Origin of the sequence: Streptomyces sp. NPDC093600 (assembly GCF_044764755.1) — a bacterium.
In the GTDB taxonomy this organism is placed as follows: domain Bacteria; phylum Actinomycetota; class Actinomycetes; order Streptomycetales; family Streptomycetaceae; genus Streptomyces.
On sequence record NZ_JBIWIU010000002.1, the window covers coordinates 832,709 to 847,108 of the forward strand.

The 14,400-nt window shown below is 70.5% G+C and carries 18 protein-coding genes; 14 read left to right on the forward strand and 4 right to left on the reverse strand.

The genetic code is table 11. The features are described 5' to 3' along the window. Positions 1-5: 5 nt before the first annotated feature. Positions 6-326 carry a hypothetical protein gene (locus ACIRB4_RS09400; protein WP_403289477.1) on the forward strand — a complete coding sequence of 107 codons (321 nt, stop codon included), beginning with the start codon at positions 6-8 and terminating at the stop codon, positions 324-326. Positions 327-418: 92 nt separating this feature from the next. Next, positions 419-1,498, forward strand: coding sequence for an amidohydrolase (locus ACIRB4_RS09405; protein ID WP_403289478.1), 1,080 nt, complete (start codon positions 419-421; stop codon positions 1,496-1,498). Positions 1,499-1,512: 14 nt separating this feature from the next. On the opposite strand, the gene ACIRB4_RS09410 is transcribed toward ACIRB4_RS09405, so the two are convergent. From ACIRB4_RS09410 to ACIRB4_RS09420, 3 genes are all read right to left on the reverse strand, one after another. Then, a complete protein-coding gene (locus ACIRB4_RS09410) occupies positions 1,513-2,472 on the reverse strand; it encodes a heme A synthase (protein WP_403289479.1) in 960 nt (319 codons plus the stop codon). An 84-nt stretch (positions 2,473-2,556) separates the two neighbouring features. Next, on the reverse strand, positions 2,557-3,330 hold the full coding sequence (locus ACIRB4_RS09415) for an ABC transporter permease (protein ID WP_403289480.1): 774 nt from the start codon (positions 3,328-3,330) through the stop codon (positions 2,557-2,559). After that, positions 3,327-4,262 (reverse strand): ABC transporter ATP-binding protein, encoded by a 936-nt coding sequence (locus ACIRB4_RS09420; RefSeq protein ID WP_403289481.1) that lies wholly within the window; start codon positions 4,260-4,262, stop codon positions 3,327-3,329. Before ACIRB4_RS09420 ends, ACIRB4_RS09415 begins: the two co-directional genes overlap by 4 nt. 149 nt (positions 4,263-4,411) lie before the next feature. On the opposite strand from ACIRB4_RS09420, the gene ACIRB4_RS09425 reads away from it, so the two are divergent. The 10 genes from ACIRB4_RS09425 to ACIRB4_RS09470 all read left to right on the forward strand — a co-directional run bounded on the left by ACIRB4_RS09425 (position 4,412) and on the right by ACIRB4_RS09470 (position 12,298). Next, a complete protein-coding gene (locus ACIRB4_RS09425) occupies positions 4,412-5,185 on the forward strand; it encodes a DUF72 domain-containing protein (protein WP_403289482.1) in 774 nt (257 codons plus the stop codon). Between the two features lie 103 nt (positions 5,186-5,288). Further along, positions 5,289-6,029, forward strand: coding sequence for a helix-turn-helix transcriptional regulator (locus tag ACIRB4_RS09430; protein WP_403289483.1), 741 nt, complete (start codon positions 5,289-5,291; stop codon positions 6,027-6,029). Next, positions 6,026-7,441 carry a Fe-S cluster assembly protein SufB gene (sufB, locus tag ACIRB4_RS09435; protein WP_403289484.1) on the forward strand — a complete coding sequence of 472 codons (1,416 nt, stop codon included), beginning with the start codon at positions 6,026-6,028 and terminating at the stop codon, positions 7,439-7,441. The genes ACIRB4_RS09430 and sufB overlap by 4 nt, the downstream gene beginning before the upstream one ends. An 87-nt stretch (positions 7,442-7,528) precedes the next feature. Then, on the forward strand, positions 7,529-8,710 hold the full coding sequence (gene sufD / locus ACIRB4_RS09440) for a Fe-S cluster assembly protein SufD (RefSeq protein ID WP_403289485.1): 1,182 nt from the start codon (positions 7,529-7,531) through the stop codon (positions 8,708-8,710). Next, a complete protein-coding gene (locus ACIRB4_RS09445) occupies positions 8,710-9,027 on the forward strand; it encodes a bifunctional 3-phenylpropionate/cinnamic acid dioxygenase ferredoxin subunit (RefSeq protein WP_356062606.1) in 318 nt (105 codons plus the stop codon). The genes sufD and ACIRB4_RS09445 overlap by 1 nt, the downstream gene beginning before the upstream one ends. Before the next feature lie 7 nt (positions 9,028-9,034). Then, positions 9,035-9,802, forward strand: a complete 768-nt coding sequence (sufC, locus tag ACIRB4_RS09450; protein WP_403289486.1) for a Fe-S cluster assembly ATPase SufC — start codon at positions 9,035-9,037, stop codon at positions 9,800-9,802. Next, complete coding sequence (locus ACIRB4_RS09455) at positions 9,799-11,067, forward strand: cysteine desulfurase (RefSeq protein WP_403289487.1); 1,269 nt, start codon at positions 9,799-9,801, stop codon at positions 11,065-11,067. Before sufC ends, ACIRB4_RS09455 begins: the two co-directional genes overlap by 4 nt. A 9-nt stretch (positions 11,068-11,076) precedes the next feature. Beyond that, positions 11,077-11,541, forward strand: a complete 465-nt coding sequence (gene sufU, locus ACIRB4_RS09460; protein ID WP_403289488.1) for a Fe-S cluster assembly sulfur transfer protein SufU — start codon at positions 11,077-11,079, stop codon at positions 11,539-11,541. Then, a complete protein-coding gene (locus tag ACIRB4_RS09465; RefSeq protein ID WP_352186260.1) occupies positions 11,538-11,876 on the forward strand; it encodes a metal-sulfur cluster assembly factor in 339 nt (112 codons plus the stop codon). Before sufU ends, ACIRB4_RS09465 begins: the two co-directional genes overlap by 4 nt. A 56-nt stretch (positions 11,877-11,932) precedes the next feature. Further along, entirely contained in the window at positions 11,933-12,298 is a 366-nt protein-coding gene (locus tag ACIRB4_RS09470; RefSeq protein ID WP_403289489.1) for a VOC family protein, read from the forward strand. Here ACIRB4_RS09470 and ACIRB4_RS09475 read toward each other — a convergent pair. Continuing rightward, positions 12,288-13,349 carry an oxidoreductase gene (locus ACIRB4_RS09475; protein WP_403289490.1) on the reverse strand — a complete coding sequence of 354 codons (1,062 nt, stop codon included), beginning with the start codon at positions 13,347-13,349 and terminating at the stop codon, positions 12,288-12,290. The two genes, ACIRB4_RS09470 and ACIRB4_RS09475, sit on opposite strands and share 11 nt — an antisense overlap. 64 nt (positions 13,350-13,413) lie before the next feature. Here ACIRB4_RS09475 and ACIRB4_RS09480 point away from each other — a divergent pair, with 64 nt between their 5' ends. Together ACIRB4_RS09480 and ACIRB4_RS09485 are read left to right on the forward strand one after the other, a co-directional pair. Beyond that, positions 13,414-13,734: a DMT family transporter gene (locus ACIRB4_RS09480; protein ID WP_403289491.1), complete on the forward strand. Its 321-nt coding sequence runs from the start codon at positions 13,414-13,416 to the stop codon at positions 13,732-13,734. Beyond that, a complete protein-coding gene (locus ACIRB4_RS09485) occupies positions 13,734-14,372 on the forward strand; it encodes a TetR/AcrR family transcriptional regulator (RefSeq protein ID WP_403289492.1) in 639 nt (212 codons plus the stop codon). Before ACIRB4_RS09480 ends, ACIRB4_RS09485 begins: the two co-directional genes overlap by 1 nt. The last annotated feature ends 28 nt before the right edge of the window (positions 14,373-14,400 follow it).

Genomic DNA, 14,400 nt, shown 5'->3' on the forward strand with positions numbered 1-14,400 from the left:
TGTTCATGGCAGACACCAAGCAGGCAGAGCGCAAGGCGGCCAAGCTCGCCCGGCAGATCCAGGCGTTCTCGCGGAAGCACGGCGGCGCCGAGGGGCAGCTCGCCTACATCGGCCAGACGGGCACCCGGATCGTCCTCGTGGGCGAGGACGGCGGCTGGGGCGACCTCGTCGCCCCCTCGTACCCCGTCGCCCAGCAGGCAGCCGAGAAGGCCGGTCTCACGCTTCACGACGAGTTCGACGGCGAGTTCGCCGCGAAGGTCGTCACCGGCCCCTACGAGTGGACCCGGATGGCGGGAATCCAGATCGGCGGCCCGGCCAACAAATGAGCGGGCCCCCTCGCTTGTCACAAAAGCAACAACCTTGCGCGGGGCTCACCCGTTAGGACGTGTGGAAGCACGTCCACACAGGGAGCCCCCGAATGATCGAGACCCCGAACCTGGTGGACCAGCACTGCCACGGGGTGCTCCGCACGGAGCTCGGCCTCGGCACCTTCGAGGCCGGTCTCGGCGTCGCCGCCGGGCCCGCCGCGCCCGGCACCACCTTCTTCGACACCCAGACCGGCTTCGCGGTACGCCGCTGGTGCCCGCCGCTGCTCGGTCTGGAACCGCACTGCCCGCCGGCCCGCTATCTCGCCCGCCGCCGGGAACTGGGCGTTCTGGAGACCGGCCGCCGACTGCTCCGCGCCTCGGGGATCTCCACCTATCTGGTGGACACCGGGCTGCCGGGCGATCTGACAGGGCCCGCCGAGATCGCCGCCGCGGCCGGCGCCGACGCCCATGAGATCGTCCGTCTCGAGCCGCTCGCCGAACAGGTCGCCGACACCTCGGGGACCGTGGACGCGCTCCTGGCCAACCTCTCCGAGGCCGTCCACGGCGCGGCCGCGAGCGCCGTCGCCTTCACCTCCGTCGCGGGGGTGCGCGGAGGGCTCGTGTACGCGTCAGACCCGCCGGGACCCGGAGAGGTGCGCGGGGCGGCGGGCCGGTGGCTGGCCCGCCGGCCGGCCGGGGGCCGGCTCACCGACCCCGTACTCCTGCGCCATCTGCTCTGGATCGCCGTCGCCTCCGGACGTCCGCTCCAACTGCAGGCGGGGGCCGAGGACCCGGCCCGGCTCGCCGACTTCGCGGCGTCCACCAGCGGCCTCGGCACCGACCTCGTGCTGCTGCACGGATACCCGTACCACCGCCAGGCGGCGCAGCTGACCCAGGCATTCCCGCACGTGTACGCCGACCTCGGCCCCGTCCTCGCCCGGACGGGGGCCCGCGCCGCAGCCCTGCTGGCCGAGATCCTGGAGCTGGCGCCCTTCGGCAAGCTGCTCTTCTCCAGCGGCGCCCGAGGACTGCCCGAGCTGCACGTCGTCGCCGCGAGCGTCTTCCGCGGCGCGCTCGACCGCGTGCTCGGCGAGTGGGTGGGCGACGGCGCCTGGTCCCGTACGGACGCGCAGCGCGTCGCCACCATGATCGCGGCGGGCAACGCGCGGCGGGTGTACGGACTGGCCTAGGGCTTTCGTTCGGATCAGGCGGAGGCCGGTACCGGGGCCGTCCGGGCCGGGATGTCCGGCGTGGACAGCGGGCGCTCGCGCAGGCTCAGCGCCAGGCGCAGCACGGCGATCCACATCAGCGAGGAGCCGAGCATATGGGCGCCGACCAGCAGCTCGGGAACGCCGGTGAAGTACTGGAGGTAGCCGATCCCGCCCTGGGCGAGCAGCACGATCAGCAGATCGCGGGCGCGCGCCCGGGTGTCGTCGGGGGCGTCCACCACCCGCAGCACCAGCCACATCGCGAGCGCCAGCGCGCAGACGACCCAGGCGGAGATCGCGTGGACATGCGCGGCGACGGTCCAGTCCCACGGCATGCGCGGGACCTCGCTGCTGTCACCGGCGTGCTTGCCGGAACCTGTCACGCCCGTGCCGAGGACCAGCAGCAGCACGGAGACACCGACGATCGCCCAGGACAGCTTGCGCACCGGTCCGGGGACGCGCGGCCGCGGGGCCGTGTCGCCCTCACGGGCGCGCTGCCAGGTGATCACGGCGACCGTCAGCAGTCCGTTGGCCGCCAGGAAGTGACCGGCGACGGTCCACGGGTTGAGGCCCATCCACACGGTGATCCCGCCGAGGACGGCGTTGCACATCACGACCCAGAACTGGAGCCAGCCCAGCCGGGTCAGCCCGCGCCGCCACGGCTTGGTGGAGCGCGCCGCGATGATCGCCCAGCCGACGGCGGTCGACAGCACGTACGTCAGCATCCGGTTGCCGAACTCGATCGCGCCGTGGATGCCCTGCTCGGGCGTGGCGAAGAGGCTGTCGTCGGTGCACTTGGGCCAGGTGTCGCAGCCGAGACCGGAGCCGGTCAGCCGGACCGTGCCGCCCGTGACGATGATGACCACGCTCATCACGACGACGGAGAGCGCGGCGCGCCGGAGCGTCCGGGGGGACGGGGTCCAGCGCTGGGCGATGAAGGCGAGGGGGTTCAGCACGGCCCCTATCGTAAACGGGGGCTTGTGCACGCTTTCACGAGGGGTGGGGTACGGGAGAGGATGTCCCGGAACGTCACCCCCCGGTCACTCCCAGCGGAAGAACCTCGCCGCCGCCCCGAGGCCGAGGACCGCCCACACCGCGAGGACCGCCGCCTGGCTCCACGGCAGGGACGCGCCGCCCTGGAGGACGTCGCGCAGGCCGTCCGAGAGCGCCGAGATGGGCAGGAGCTCCAGGACGGTTCGGGCCGCGTCCGGGAACTTCTCCAGCGGCACGATCACCCCGCCGCCCACCAGGAGCAGCAGGAAGACCAGATTGGCCGCGGCCAGCGTCGCCTCCGCCTTCAGCGTGCCCGCCATCAGCAGCCCGAGGCCCGAGAAGGCCGCGGTGCCGAGGACGAGGAGCAGCAGGACCGAGAGCGGGTCGCCCTGCGGGGACCAGCCGAGCCCCAGGGCGATCAGCGTCAGAAGCGTGATCTGGAGCACCTCGGTGACCAGCACCGACAGGGTCTTGGCCGTCATCAGCGCCCAGCGCGGCAGCGGCGACGCGGCGAGCCGCTTGAGCACCCCGTACCGGCGCTCGAAGCCGGTCGCGATGGCCTGGCCGGTGAAGGCGGTGGACATCACCGCGAGCGCGAGGACGCCCGGCGCGAGGAAGTCGACGGCCTTCTCCGCGCCGGTGTCGACGACGTCGACCGTGGAGAAGAGCACCAGCAGCAGGGAGGGGATGATCACGGTGAGCAGGAGCTGCTCGCCGTTGCGCAGCAACATCCTCGTCTCCAGGGCCGTCTGCGCCGCGATCATCCGGCCGACGGGGGCAGCTCCCGGCTTCGGCGCGTAGGTACCCGTACCGCCGCTCATCCGCGCAGCTCCTTGCCGGTCAGTTCGAGAAAGACGTCTTCGAGGGTGTGGCGCTCCACCGTGATGCCGTCCGGCATCACGCCGTGCTGGGCGCACCAGCTCGTGACGGTCGCGAGCAGCTGCGGGCCGACCTGGCCGCTGATCCGGTACGCCCCCGGGGTCAGCTCCGCGGCGGCCGTGCCGTCGGGCAGGGCCTTGAGGAGCGAGCCGAGGTCGAGGCCGGGGCGGCCGGTGAAGCGCAGGGTGTTCTCGGCGCCGCCGCGGCACAGCTCCTCGGGGCTGCCCTGGGCGGCGACCTTGCCGGCGTCGATGATGGCGACGTCGTCGGCGAGCTCCTCGGCCTCGTTCATGAAGTGGGTGGTCAGGACGACCGTGACGCCGTCGGCGCGCAGCTCGCGCACGAGGTCCCAGGTGGCGCGGCGGGCCTGCGGGTCGAGCCCGGCGGTCGGCTCGTCGAGGAAGACCAGTTCGGGGCGGCCGACGACGGCCATCGCGAGCGCCAGGCGCTGCTGCTGGCCGCCGGAGAGCCTGCGGTAGGCGGTCCGGCCGCAGGAGCCGAGACCGAGGCGCTCGATGAGGGCGCCCACGTCCAGGGGGTGCGCGTGCAGCTTCGCCATGTGGCGGAGCATCTCGTCGGCGCGGGCGCCGGAGTAGACGCCGCCGGACTGGAGCATCACGCCTATCCGGGGGCGCAGCGCGGCCGCGTCGGCGACCGGGTCGAGGCCGAGGACCCGGACGGTGCCCGCGTCGGGCCTGCGGTACCCCTCGCAGCTCTCGATCGTGGTGGTCTTGCCGGCTCCGTTGGGGCCGAGGACGGCGGTCACGGTGCCCGCCCGGACATCGAGGTCGAGGCCGTCGACGGCGGTCTTGTCTCCGTACCGCTTGACCAGGCCGCGTACCCGGACGGCGGTGTCGACGGACTCGTTTCGCATGCCGGGAAGTCTAGGGGGTGTCTTGTCGATCATGCCGGGCTCGGCCTGACCGACAAGGCACCCCCTAGGTCCCCGTTCGGCGGACACCTTCGCGGCCCCGTTCGCGGCTCCGGCGGGTGAGCCGCCCCGTACGGGGGAAGGCGCGGCGTATGTCCGTGTTCGTCGGTACCTCAGGGTGGCAGTACCGGGACTGGCGCGGCGTCCTCTACCCGGAGGGCGTGCCCCAGCGGCTCTGGCTGGAGGAGTACGCGCGCCGGTTCGTCGCCGTGGAGAACAACAACGCCTTCTACCGGCTGCCCGAGCGTCACACCTTCGCCGAGTGGAGGGACCGCACGCCGGACGGCTTCGTCATGGCGGTGAAGGCCAGCCGCTTCCTCACCCACATCAAGCGGCTGAAGGACCCCGAGGAGCCCGTGGAGCGGCTGATGGGCCGGGCCGAGGCGCTGGGGGACCGCCTCGGGCCCGTGCTGCTCCAGCTGCCGCCCACGCTCCGCGCCGACGCCGGGCTGCTGGACGCGGTGCTCGCCCGCTTCCCGCGCACGGTGCGGGTCGCCGTGGAGCCCCGGCACGAGTCGTGGTGGACCGACCGGATCGCGTCGGTCCTCGCGGACCGGGGCGCCGCCCTGTGCTGGGCGGACCGGGGCTCGAAGCCGGTGACCCCGCTGTGGCGGACGGCGGACTGGGGCTATCTGCGGCTGCACGAGGGCCGGGCGAGGCCCTGGCCGGCCTACGGGCCGCGGGCGCTCGCCACCTGGGCGGACAGGCTCGCCGCGACCTGGCCGGAGGGGGCGGACGTGTACGCGTTCTTCAACAACGACCCCGGGGGCGCGGCCGTCCGGAACGCGGTCTCGTTCGCCCGCGCGGTGGCCTCGGCGGGCGGGACGGCGGTGCCTCCCGCGGGCGGTGCGACCGTCTCGAAGTGATCGTTTCCGCAGGTCAGGTAAGCCTTACCTGAGTGACGCACGGCACCGTGCCTCGTTCCGGCGTCGCTTGTCAGTCCTCAGGGAATTACGCAACAATGGCGTTGTGAAAAAAGTCGGTGAGGCTCCGGTGGAGGAACTCGCGACCGGTGAGCGGTCCACCCGCAACCGGGTCGCGCGGTCCATCCTGGATCACGGTCCGTCGACCGTCGCCGATCTCGCGCAGCGGCTCCGCCTCACCCAGGCGGCCGTACGTCGGCACCTCGACACGCTCGTCGCCGAGAACGTCGTCGAAGCACGCGAGAAGCGGGTCTACGGCGCCCGCACCCGCGGCCGCCCCGCCAAGATCTTCGCGCTGACCGACTGCGGCCGGGACGCCTTCGACCAGTCGTACGACACACTGGCCGTGGACGCCCTGCGCTGGATCGAGAAGTCCGCCGGCGGAGGAGCGGCAGGGGAGGCGGCCGTCGCCGCCTTCGCCCGCCACCGGCTCGAAGCCCAGGCGGAGACGTACCGCGAGGCGGTCGAGTCGGCCGATCCCGACCAGCGCACCGAGGCTCTCGCCAAGGCGCTGAGCGCCGACGGGTACGCTGCCACCGCGCGGAACGCGCCGGTCGGCCAGCAGCTCTGTCAGCACCACTGCCCGGTCGCCCACGTCGCCGAGCAGTACCCCCAGCTGTGCGAGGCGGAGACGGAAGTCTTCTCCCGCCTCTTGGGAACGCACGTCCAGCGTCTGGCCACCATCGCGCATGGTGACGGCGTCTGCACCACGTTCATCCCGCACAGCGCCCCGCAGACCACCCCATCAGAAGCATCCGCAAGCACGGCCGGGAGGAACCCCGCATGACCACCGAGATCAGCCACCCCGAGCTCGAGGGCCTGGGTCGGTACGAGTACGGCTGGGCCGACTCGGACGCGGCCGGTGCCACCGCGAAGCGCGGTCTCTCCGAGGCCGTCGTCCGCGACATCTCCGAGAAGAAGAACGAGCCGGAGTGGATGCTGAAGCTGCGGCTGAAGGGTCTGCGCCTCTTCGACAAGAAGCCCATGCCCAGCTGGGGCTCCGACCTGTCGGGCATCGACTTCGACAACATCAAGTACTTCGTGCGCTCCACCGAGAAGCAGGCCGCTTCCTGGGAGGAACTGCCCGAGGACATCAAGAACACGTACGACAAGCTCGGCATCCCCGAGGCGGAGAAGCAGCGCCTCGTCGCCGGTGTCGCGGCCCAGTACGAGTCCGAGGTCGTCTACCACCAGATCCGTGAGGACCTGGAGGAGCAGGGCGTCATCTTCGTCGACACCGACACCGCGCTGAAGGAGCACGAGGAGCTCTTCCGCGAGTACTTCGGCACCGTCATCCCGGTCGGCGACAACAAGTTCGCCTCGCTGAACACGGCCGTGTGGTCCGGCGGCTCGTTCATCTACGTGCCGAAGGGCGTGCACGTCGAAATCCCGCTGCAGGCCTACTTCCGTATCAACACGGAGAACATGGGCCAGTTCGAGCGGACGCTGATCATCGTCGACGAGGACGCCTACGTCCACTACGTCGAGGGCTGCACCGCCCCGATCTACTCCTCCGACTCCCTGCACTCCGCGGTCGTCGAGATCATCGTGAAGAAGGGCGGCCGCTGCCGCTACACGACGATCCAGAACTGGTCGAACAACGTCTACAACCTGGTCACCAAGCGCGCCGTGGCCTACGAGGGCGCGACCATGGAGTGGGTCGACGGCAACATCGGCTCCAAGGTGACGATGAAGTACCCGGCCGTCTACCTCATGGGCGAGCACGCCAAGGGCGAGACCCTGTCCATCGCCTTCGCGGGCGAGGGCCAGCACCAGGACGCCGGCGCCAAGATGGTCCACATGGCCCCGAACACCTCCTCCAACATCGTCTCCAAGTCGGTGGCGCGAGGCGGCGGCCGCACCTCCTACCGCGGTCTCATCGAGATCGGCGAGGGCGCCCCGGGCTCCAAGTCGAACGTCCTGTGCGACGCGCTGCTCGTCGACACGATCTCCCGCTCGGACACGTACCCGTACGTGGACGTCCGCGAGGACGACGTCTCCATGGGCCACGAGGCCACCGTCTCCAAGGTCTCCGAGGACCAGCTCTTCTACCTGATGAGCCGCGGCATGACCGAGTTCGAGGCGATGGCGATGATCGTGCGCGGCTTCGTCGAGCCCATCGCCAAGGAGCTGCCCATGGAGTACGCGCTGGAGCTCAACCGGCTGATCGAGCTGCAGATGGAAGGCGCGGTCGGCTGACGCACCGACGCCCCACCACCAGCCCTCGGCCCGCCCCAAGCGGCGGGCCGAGGATCGAAAACGTAGGAAGAGAGCAAGACGACAGCCATGGCTGAGGCTCAGAACATTCCGGCGGGCTCCACCACCGCCGGCTCGATCGCGGTGGCTGCCGAGTCCACCGTCGCCACGCGCATGAGCGCGCCCCCGTCCTTCGACGTCGCGGACTTCCCCGTCCCGCACGGCCGCGAGGAGGAGTGGCGGTTCACCCCGCTGGACCGCCTGCGCGGACTGCACGACGGCACCGCCGTCGCCACCGGCGAGGGCGTCAAGGTCGAGATCGAGGCCCCCGAGGGCGTCACCGTGGAGACCGTCGGCCGCGACGACGCGCGGCTCGGCAAGGCGGGCACGCCCGTCGACCGGATCGCCGCCCAGGCGTACTCCTCCTTCGAGAAGGCCTCGGTCGTCACCGTCGCCAAGGAGGCCGTCCTCGCCGAGCCCATCCGGATCGCCGTGCACGGCCAGGGCGGCGTCGCCTTCGGCCACCAGGTGATCGAGCTCGGCGCGTTCGCCGAGGCCGTCGTGGTCATCGACCACACCGGCGACGCGGTGCTCGCCGCCAACGTCGACTACCTCCTCGGCGACGGCGCCAAGCTCACCGTGGTCTCCGTCCAGGACTGGGACGAGAAGGCCGTCCACGTCGCCCAGCACAACGCGCTGGTCGGCCGCGACGCCTCCTTCAAGTCCGTCGTGGTCACCTTCGGCGGCGACGTCGTCCGCATCCACCCGCGCGTCCGGTACGCGGGCACCGGCGGCGAGGCCGAGCTCTTCGGCCTGTACTTCACCGACGCCGGCCAGCACCAGGAGCACCGCCTCCTCGTCGACCACAACACCCCGCACTGCAAGTCGAACGTCGCCTACAAGGGCGCGCTGCAGGGCCAGGACGCGCACGCCGTCTGGATCGGTGACGTCCTCATCCAGGCCAAGGCCGAGGGCACCGACACCTACGAGCTCAACCGGAACCTGGTCCTCACGGACGGCGCCCGGGTCGACTCCGTGCCGAACCTGGAGATCGAGACCGGCGAGATCGCCGGCGCCGGTCACGCCTCGGCCACCGGCCGCTTCGACGACGAGCAGCTCTTCTACCTGATGGCCCGCGGCATCCCGGAGACCGAGGCCCGCCGCCTCGTCGTCCGCGGCTTCTTCGCCGAGCTGGTCCAGCAGATCGGCCTGCCGGACGTCGAGGAGCGCCTCATCGCCAAGATCGAGGCCGAGTTGGAGGCCTCCGTCTGATGGCCTTCGTCCGAGTCTGCGCACTGAGCGAGCTGGAGACCGACACCCCCAAGCGGGTCGAGGTCGACGGCACGCCGGTGTCGGTCGTGCGGACCGACGGCGAGGTGTTCGCGATCAACGACATCTGCTCGCACGCGAACGTCTCCCTCTCGGAGGGCGAGGTCGAGGACTGCGCCATCGAGTGCTGGCTGCACGGCTCCAGCTTCGACCTCCGCACCGGCAAGCCGTCCGGCCTTCCCGCGACGCGCCCCGTCCCCGTATACCCCGTAAAGATCGAAGGGGACGATGTGCTCGTCTCCGTCACCCAGGAGTCCTGAGTCACCCATGGCAACGCTTGAAATCCACGACCTGCACGTCTCCGTCGAGGCCGAGAACGGCCCCCGGGAGATCCTCAAGGGTGTCGACCTGACCATCAAGCAGGGCGAGACCCACGCCGTCATGGGCCCCAACGGCTCCGGCAAGTCGACCCTGGCGTACTCGCTCGCCGGCCACCCGAAGTACACGGTCACCGGCGGCACCGTCACCCTCGACGGCGAGGACGTCCTGGAGATGTCGGTCGACGAGCGCGCCCGTGCCGGCGTCTTCCTGGCCATGCAGTACCCGGTCGAGGTCCCCGGTGTCTCGGTCTCCAACTTCCTGCGCACCTCCGCCACCGCCGTCCGCGGCGAGGCGCCCAAGCTGCGTACGTGGGTGAAGGAGGTCAAGGAGGCCATGGAGAAGCTCCACATGGACCCCGCCTTCGCGGAGCGCAACGTCAACGAGGGCTTCTCCGGCGGTGAGAAGAAGCGCCACGAGATCCTTCAGCTGGAGCTCCTCAAGCCGAAGATCGCGATCCTCGACGAGACCGACTCCGGCCTCGACGTCGACGCCCTGCGCGTCGTCTCCGAGGGCGTCAACCGCGTCCGCGAGACCGGCGAGGTCGGCACGCTGCTGATCACGCACTACACGCGGATCCTCCGCTACATCAAGCCGGACTTCGTGCACGTCTTCTCCGGCGGCCGCATCGTCGAGTCCGGCGGCGCCGAGCTCGCCGACAAGCTGGAGAACGAGGGCTACGAGGCCTACAGCACGAAGGGTGGCGCATCCGCGTGACATCTGCCCATCAGGGGCTCTCCGGCCTCCTCGACACCGAGGCGATCCGCAAGGACTTCCCGCTCCTGGATCGCGTGGTCCACGACGGCAAGAAGATCGTGTACCTGGACTCCGCGGCGACCTCGCAGAAGCCGCGCCAGGTGCTCGACGCGCTCAACACGTACTACGAGCGCCACAACGCCAATGTCCACCGCGGCGTCTACACGGTCGCCGAGGAGGCGACGGCGCTGTACGAAGGCGCCCGTGACAAGGTCGCCGCCTTCATCAACGCGCCGAGCCGCGACGAGGTGATCTTCACCAAGAACGCCTCCGAGTCGCTCAACCTCGTGGCCAACATGCTGGGCTGGGCCGACGAGCCCTACCGCGTGGACCACGAGACCGAGATCGCCATCACGGAGATGGAGCACCACTCCAACATCGTGCCGTGGCAGCTGCTCTCGCAGCGCACGGGCGCGAAGCTGAAGTGGTTCGGCCTCACCGACGACGGCCGTCTCGACCTCTCGAACATCGAAGAGGTCATCACCGAGAAGACCAAGATCGTCTCCTTCACGCTGGTCTCGAACCTGCTGGGCACGATCAACCCGGTCGAGACGATCATCCGTCGCGCCCAGGAGGTCGGTGCACTGGTCTGCATCGACGCCTCGCAGGCCGCCCCGCACATGGTGCTCGACGTGCAGGCGCTGCAGGCCGACTTCGTGGCCTTCACCGGCCACAAGATGGTCGGTCCGACCGGCATCGGTGTGCTGTGGGGACGGCAGGAGCTCCTGGAGGACCTGCCGCCCTTCCTCGGCGGCGGCGAGATGATCGAGACGGTCTCGATGCACTCCTCGACGTACGCGCCGGCACCGCACAAGTTCGAGGCGGGTACGCCCCCGATCGCGCAGGCCGTCGGCCTCGGCGCGGCCGTGGACTACCTCTCGGCGATCGGCATGGAGAACATCGCGCGCCACGAGCACGCGATCACCGAATACGCCGTCCGTCGCCTCCAGGAGGTTCCGGACCTGCGGATCATCGGCCCGACGACGGCCGAGGACCGCGGCGCGGCGATCTCCTTCGTGCTCGGCGACATCCACCCGCACGACGTGGGCCAGGTCCTCGACGAGGAGGGCATCGCGGTCCGTGTCGGCCACCACTGCGCGCGGCCCGTCTGCCTGCGGTACGGAATTCCTGCGACCACGCGAGCGTCGTTCTATCTGTACTCCACCCCGGCCGAGGTCGACGCCCTGGTCGCGGGTCTGGAGCACGTACGGAACTTCTTCGGCTAGGGGATTCTCGTGAAGCTGGATTCGATGTACCAGGACGTCATCCTGGACCACTACAAGCACCCGCACGGGCGCGGTCTTCGGGACGGCGATGCCGAGGTGCACCACGTCAACCCGACGTGCGGCGACGAGATCACGCTCCGTGTGAAGTACGACGGGTCGCGGATCGCGGACGTGTCGTACGAAGGTCAGGGCTGCTCGATCAGCCAGGCCTCGGCGTCCGTGCTGAACGAGCTGCTCGTCGGCAAGGAACTGGCCGAGGCGCAGAAGATCCAGGGCACCTTCCTGGAACTGATGCAGTCCAAGGGCCGGATCGAGCCGGACGACGCGATGGAGGAGATCCTGGAGGACGCGATCGCGTTCGCCGGAGTCTCCAAGTACCCCGCGCGGGTCAAGTGCGCGCTGCTCAGCTGGATGGCGTGGAAGGACGCGACCGCCCAGGCGCTGGGCGGCGACGCGGAGAGGAAGTCGGCATGACCGAGAACGCCGAGGCCACGATGAAGCCGGCCTCCGAAGAAGAGATCCGCGAGGCGCTGTACGACGTCGTCGACCCCGAGCTGGGCATCGACGTGGTCAACCTCGGCCTGATCTACGGCATCCACATCGACGACTCCAACGTCGTCACGCTGGACATGACCCTGACGTCGGCGGCGTGTCCGCTGACCGATGTGATCGAGGACCAGGCGAAGGCCGCCACCGACGGCATCGCCAGCGAGCTGAAGATCAACTGGGTCTGGATGCCGCCGTGGGGCCCGGACAAGATCACGGACGACGGCCGCGAGCAGCTGCGCGCGCTCGGCTTCAACGTCTGAGATTCCCCGCCGGAAAATCCGGTGAACGGTCATGCCCGCCAGTCAGACTGGCGGGCATGACCGTTTCTCTGTATCAGATCGCTGTCGATGTCCACGACGCCAAGCGCCAGGCCGACTTCTGGACGCGGGTGCTCGACTGGAAGGTGCTCTACGAGGACGACGAGGAGATCGTCATCGGCGCCGGGGAGAACGCGCTGCCCGGAATCGTCTTCCTGACCGTGCCGGAGTCCAAGACCGTCAAGAACCGGCTCCACCTCGACCTCGCGCCCGACGACCAGGACGCGGAGGTTGCCAGGATCATCGCCCTCGGCGCGCGCCGGATCGACGTGGGTCAGGGTGAGGACGCGACCTGGGTCGTCCTCGCCGACCCCGAGGGGAACGAGTTCTGCGTGCTGCGGCCGAAGAAGTCCCTCATCGACTGACCGGGGAGTCCCCGGCCGCCTGGATGAGGGCCGGGGCCAGATTCTCCTTGCGGATGCGCTGGTCGACGTAGAGCAGGCCGGTCACCAGCGGCGGGAAGACCGAGGCGAGCATCTGGCCGAGCATCGACAGGATCATGACGATCACCAGGACGGGCGCGAGCTCGGCCAGGAGCTCGCCCGGCGTCTCGGGAGGGTTGCTCCCGCCGAAGGAGGCGGGCGTCGAGAACACCTGCGCGAACATCTGGAAGACGGAGCCCGCCGCCCCGGCGATGAAGCCGGCCGCCAGCAGGGAGCCGAAGATCCGCCACCACGAGCCCCGGACCAGCTCCGACGAGCGGCGCATGGCGGCCACCGCACGCTGACCCTCGAACACCGCCGCCGACGGGGCCAGGCTGAGCTTCACCCAGATCCAGGTAGCCAGGGGGATGGAGACCAGCGCGCCCAGGATGGCGAAGACCGGCAGCATCCACTCGACGGGTCCGGAATCGGCCGCCGCCGCGAAGAGCGCCGCCATCAGCCCGACGAAGCCGACGAGGAAGAAGCCGGTCGGCAGCAGCATGACCAGCATGGTCAGGAAGACCGTGGCAAGCACCGCCGGCATCCGCGACCAGGCACGGCGCCAGACCGCGCCGAAGGTGGTGGGCCGGCCGAGGACCGCCTCCTGGAGGACGGCCGGGCAGGCCGCGTACACCACGCCGCTCGCGGCGATCATCACGATCATGGCGACGAGCCAGACGCAGCCGAACCCGATCAGCAGCGGACGGACGTCCTCCCACGCCGGCTCGTCGCCGCTCGGCGGGTCGAAGACGAGGGGCAGATGGTCGCCGACGGAGGCGTAGGCCACCCATACCGCCGCCGCCACCAGCAGCGTGCCCACCCCGTAGGCCGCCATCGACACCCCGAAGAGCGGCTTCCAGTAGCGGCCGAGGGTCGTGAAGGCGCCGGTCAGTATCTCGCTCAGCTTGAGCGGCACGAGGGGTATCACGCCGGGCTGCGGCGGGGGCGGTGGGGGAGCGTAGCCGTAGCCGTACGGCCCCGAGTGATGCGTCATGCGGGACACCGTAGCGGCAGGCGTTGCGTACGTCCGTACATATTCCGTGTGTACGCTTGTACGCATGGGATACGGACTGCTCGCCGGGGCGATCGCGGCGGAGATCGTGGGAACCACCGCCATGAAGTACAGCGAGGGCTTCACGAGGCTCTGGCCCTCGCTGATCACCGTCGGCGGCTATGTGCTCGCCTTCGCGCTCCTCGCGCAGACCCTGAAGACGCTCCAGATCGGCACGGCGTACGCGATCTGGTCCGGGGTGGGCACCGCCGCCGTCGCCGCCATCGGCATCCTCTTCATGAACGAGTCCCTCAGCCTCGCCAAACTCGCCGGGATCGCCCTGATCGTCGTCGGCGTGGTCGTCCTCAACCTCGGCGGCGCGCACTGATGGCCCGCGCCCGCCGCCACGATCCCGACCGGCGGCAGCGGATCGTCGACGCGGCCCTGCGGGTCGTGGGGCGGCGCGGCATCGCGGGGCTCAGCCACCGCACGGTCGCCGCCGAGGCGGACGTGCCCCTCGGCTCCACCACCTACCACTTCGCCTCCCTCGACGAACTCCTCGTCGCCGCGCTGCGCCAGGCCAACGAGGGCTTCGCACGGACCCTGCGCGACAGCGGCGCGCTCGCGGACCCGGCGGCGGGCCTCGCCGGGGAGCTGGCGGAGCTCATGGGCGAGTGGCTCACCGGCGCCCGGACCGGTGTGGAGCTGGAGTACGAGCTCTACCTGGCCGCGCTGCGCCGCCCCGCCCTGCGCCCGGTCGCCGCGGAGTGGACGGACGGTGTGGCCGAGCTCCTGTCGCGGCGGACCGACCCGGTCACCGCCCGCGCGCTGGTCGCACTCATGGACGGCATCTGTCTCCAGGTGCTGCTGACGGACACGGTGTACGACGCGGAGTACGCCCGCGAGATGCTGGCGAGGCTCCTCGCGCCGGCGGCCCCGCCCCTCTCGCCGGTCGAACATCCGACCGGTGGGCCCGGCCCGTCGTCGGATCCGCCGGAACCGGCCCGGAACCCGACCGACACCTGAGACCGGTTGGCCCGGGCGGGGGCCCGAC

What these genes read in the sequence shown, in the direction of transcription:
- ACIRB4_RS09400 (WP_403289477.1), top strand. Translation starts at nt 6, where the DNA reads ATGGCAGACACCAAGCAGGCAGAGCGCAAGGCGGCCAAGCTCGCCCGG.
- ACIRB4_RS09405 (WP_403289478.1), top strand. Translation starts at nt 419, where the DNA reads ATGATCGAGACCCCGAACCTGGTGGACCAGCACTGCCACGGGGTGCTC.
- ACIRB4_RS09415 (WP_403289480.1), bottom strand. Translation starts at nt 3,330, where the DNA reads ATGAGCGGCGGTACGGGTACCTACGCGCCGAAGCCGGGAGCTGCCCCC.
- ACIRB4_RS09420 (WP_403289481.1), bottom strand. Translation starts at nt 4,262, where the DNA reads ATGCGAAACGAGTCCGTCGACACCGCCGTCCGGGTACGCGGCCTGGTC.
- ACIRB4_RS09425 (WP_403289482.1), top strand. Translation starts at nt 4,412, where the DNA reads ATGTCCGTGTTCGTCGGTACCTCAGGGTGGCAGTACCGGGACTGGCGC.
- sufB (WP_403289484.1), top strand. Translation starts at nt 6,026, where the DNA reads ATGACCACCGAGATCAGCCACCCCGAGCTCGAGGGCCTGGGTCGGTAC.
- sufD (WP_403289485.1), top strand. Translation starts at nt 7,529, where the DNA reads ATGGCTGAGGCTCAGAACATTCCGGCGGGCTCCACCACCGCCGGCTCG.
- ACIRB4_RS09445 (WP_356062606.1), top strand. Translation starts at nt 8,710, where the DNA reads ATGGCCTTCGTCCGAGTCTGCGCACTGAGCGAGCTGGAGACCGACACC.
- sufC (WP_403289486.1), top strand. Translation starts at nt 9,035, where the DNA reads ATGGCAACGCTTGAAATCCACGACCTGCACGTCTCCGTCGAGGCCGAG.
- ACIRB4_RS09465 (WP_352186260.1), top strand. Translation starts at nt 11,538, where the DNA reads ATGACCGAGAACGCCGAGGCCACGATGAAGCCGGCCTCCGAAGAAGAG.
- ACIRB4_RS09470 (WP_403289489.1), top strand. Translation starts at nt 11,933, where the DNA reads ATGACCGTTTCTCTGTATCAGATCGCTGTCGATGTCCACGACGCCAAG.
- ACIRB4_RS09475 (WP_403289490.1), bottom strand. Translation starts at nt 13,349, where the DNA reads ATGACGCATCACTCGGGGCCGTACGGCTACGGCTACGCTCCCCCACCG.
- ACIRB4_RS09480 (WP_403289491.1), top strand. Translation starts at nt 13,414, where the DNA reads ATGGGATACGGACTGCTCGCCGGGGCGATCGCGGCGGAGATCGTGGGA.
- ACIRB4_RS09485 (WP_403289492.1), top strand. Translation starts at nt 13,734, where the DNA reads ATGGCCCGCGCCCGCCGCCACGATCCCGACCGGCGGCAGCGGATCGTC.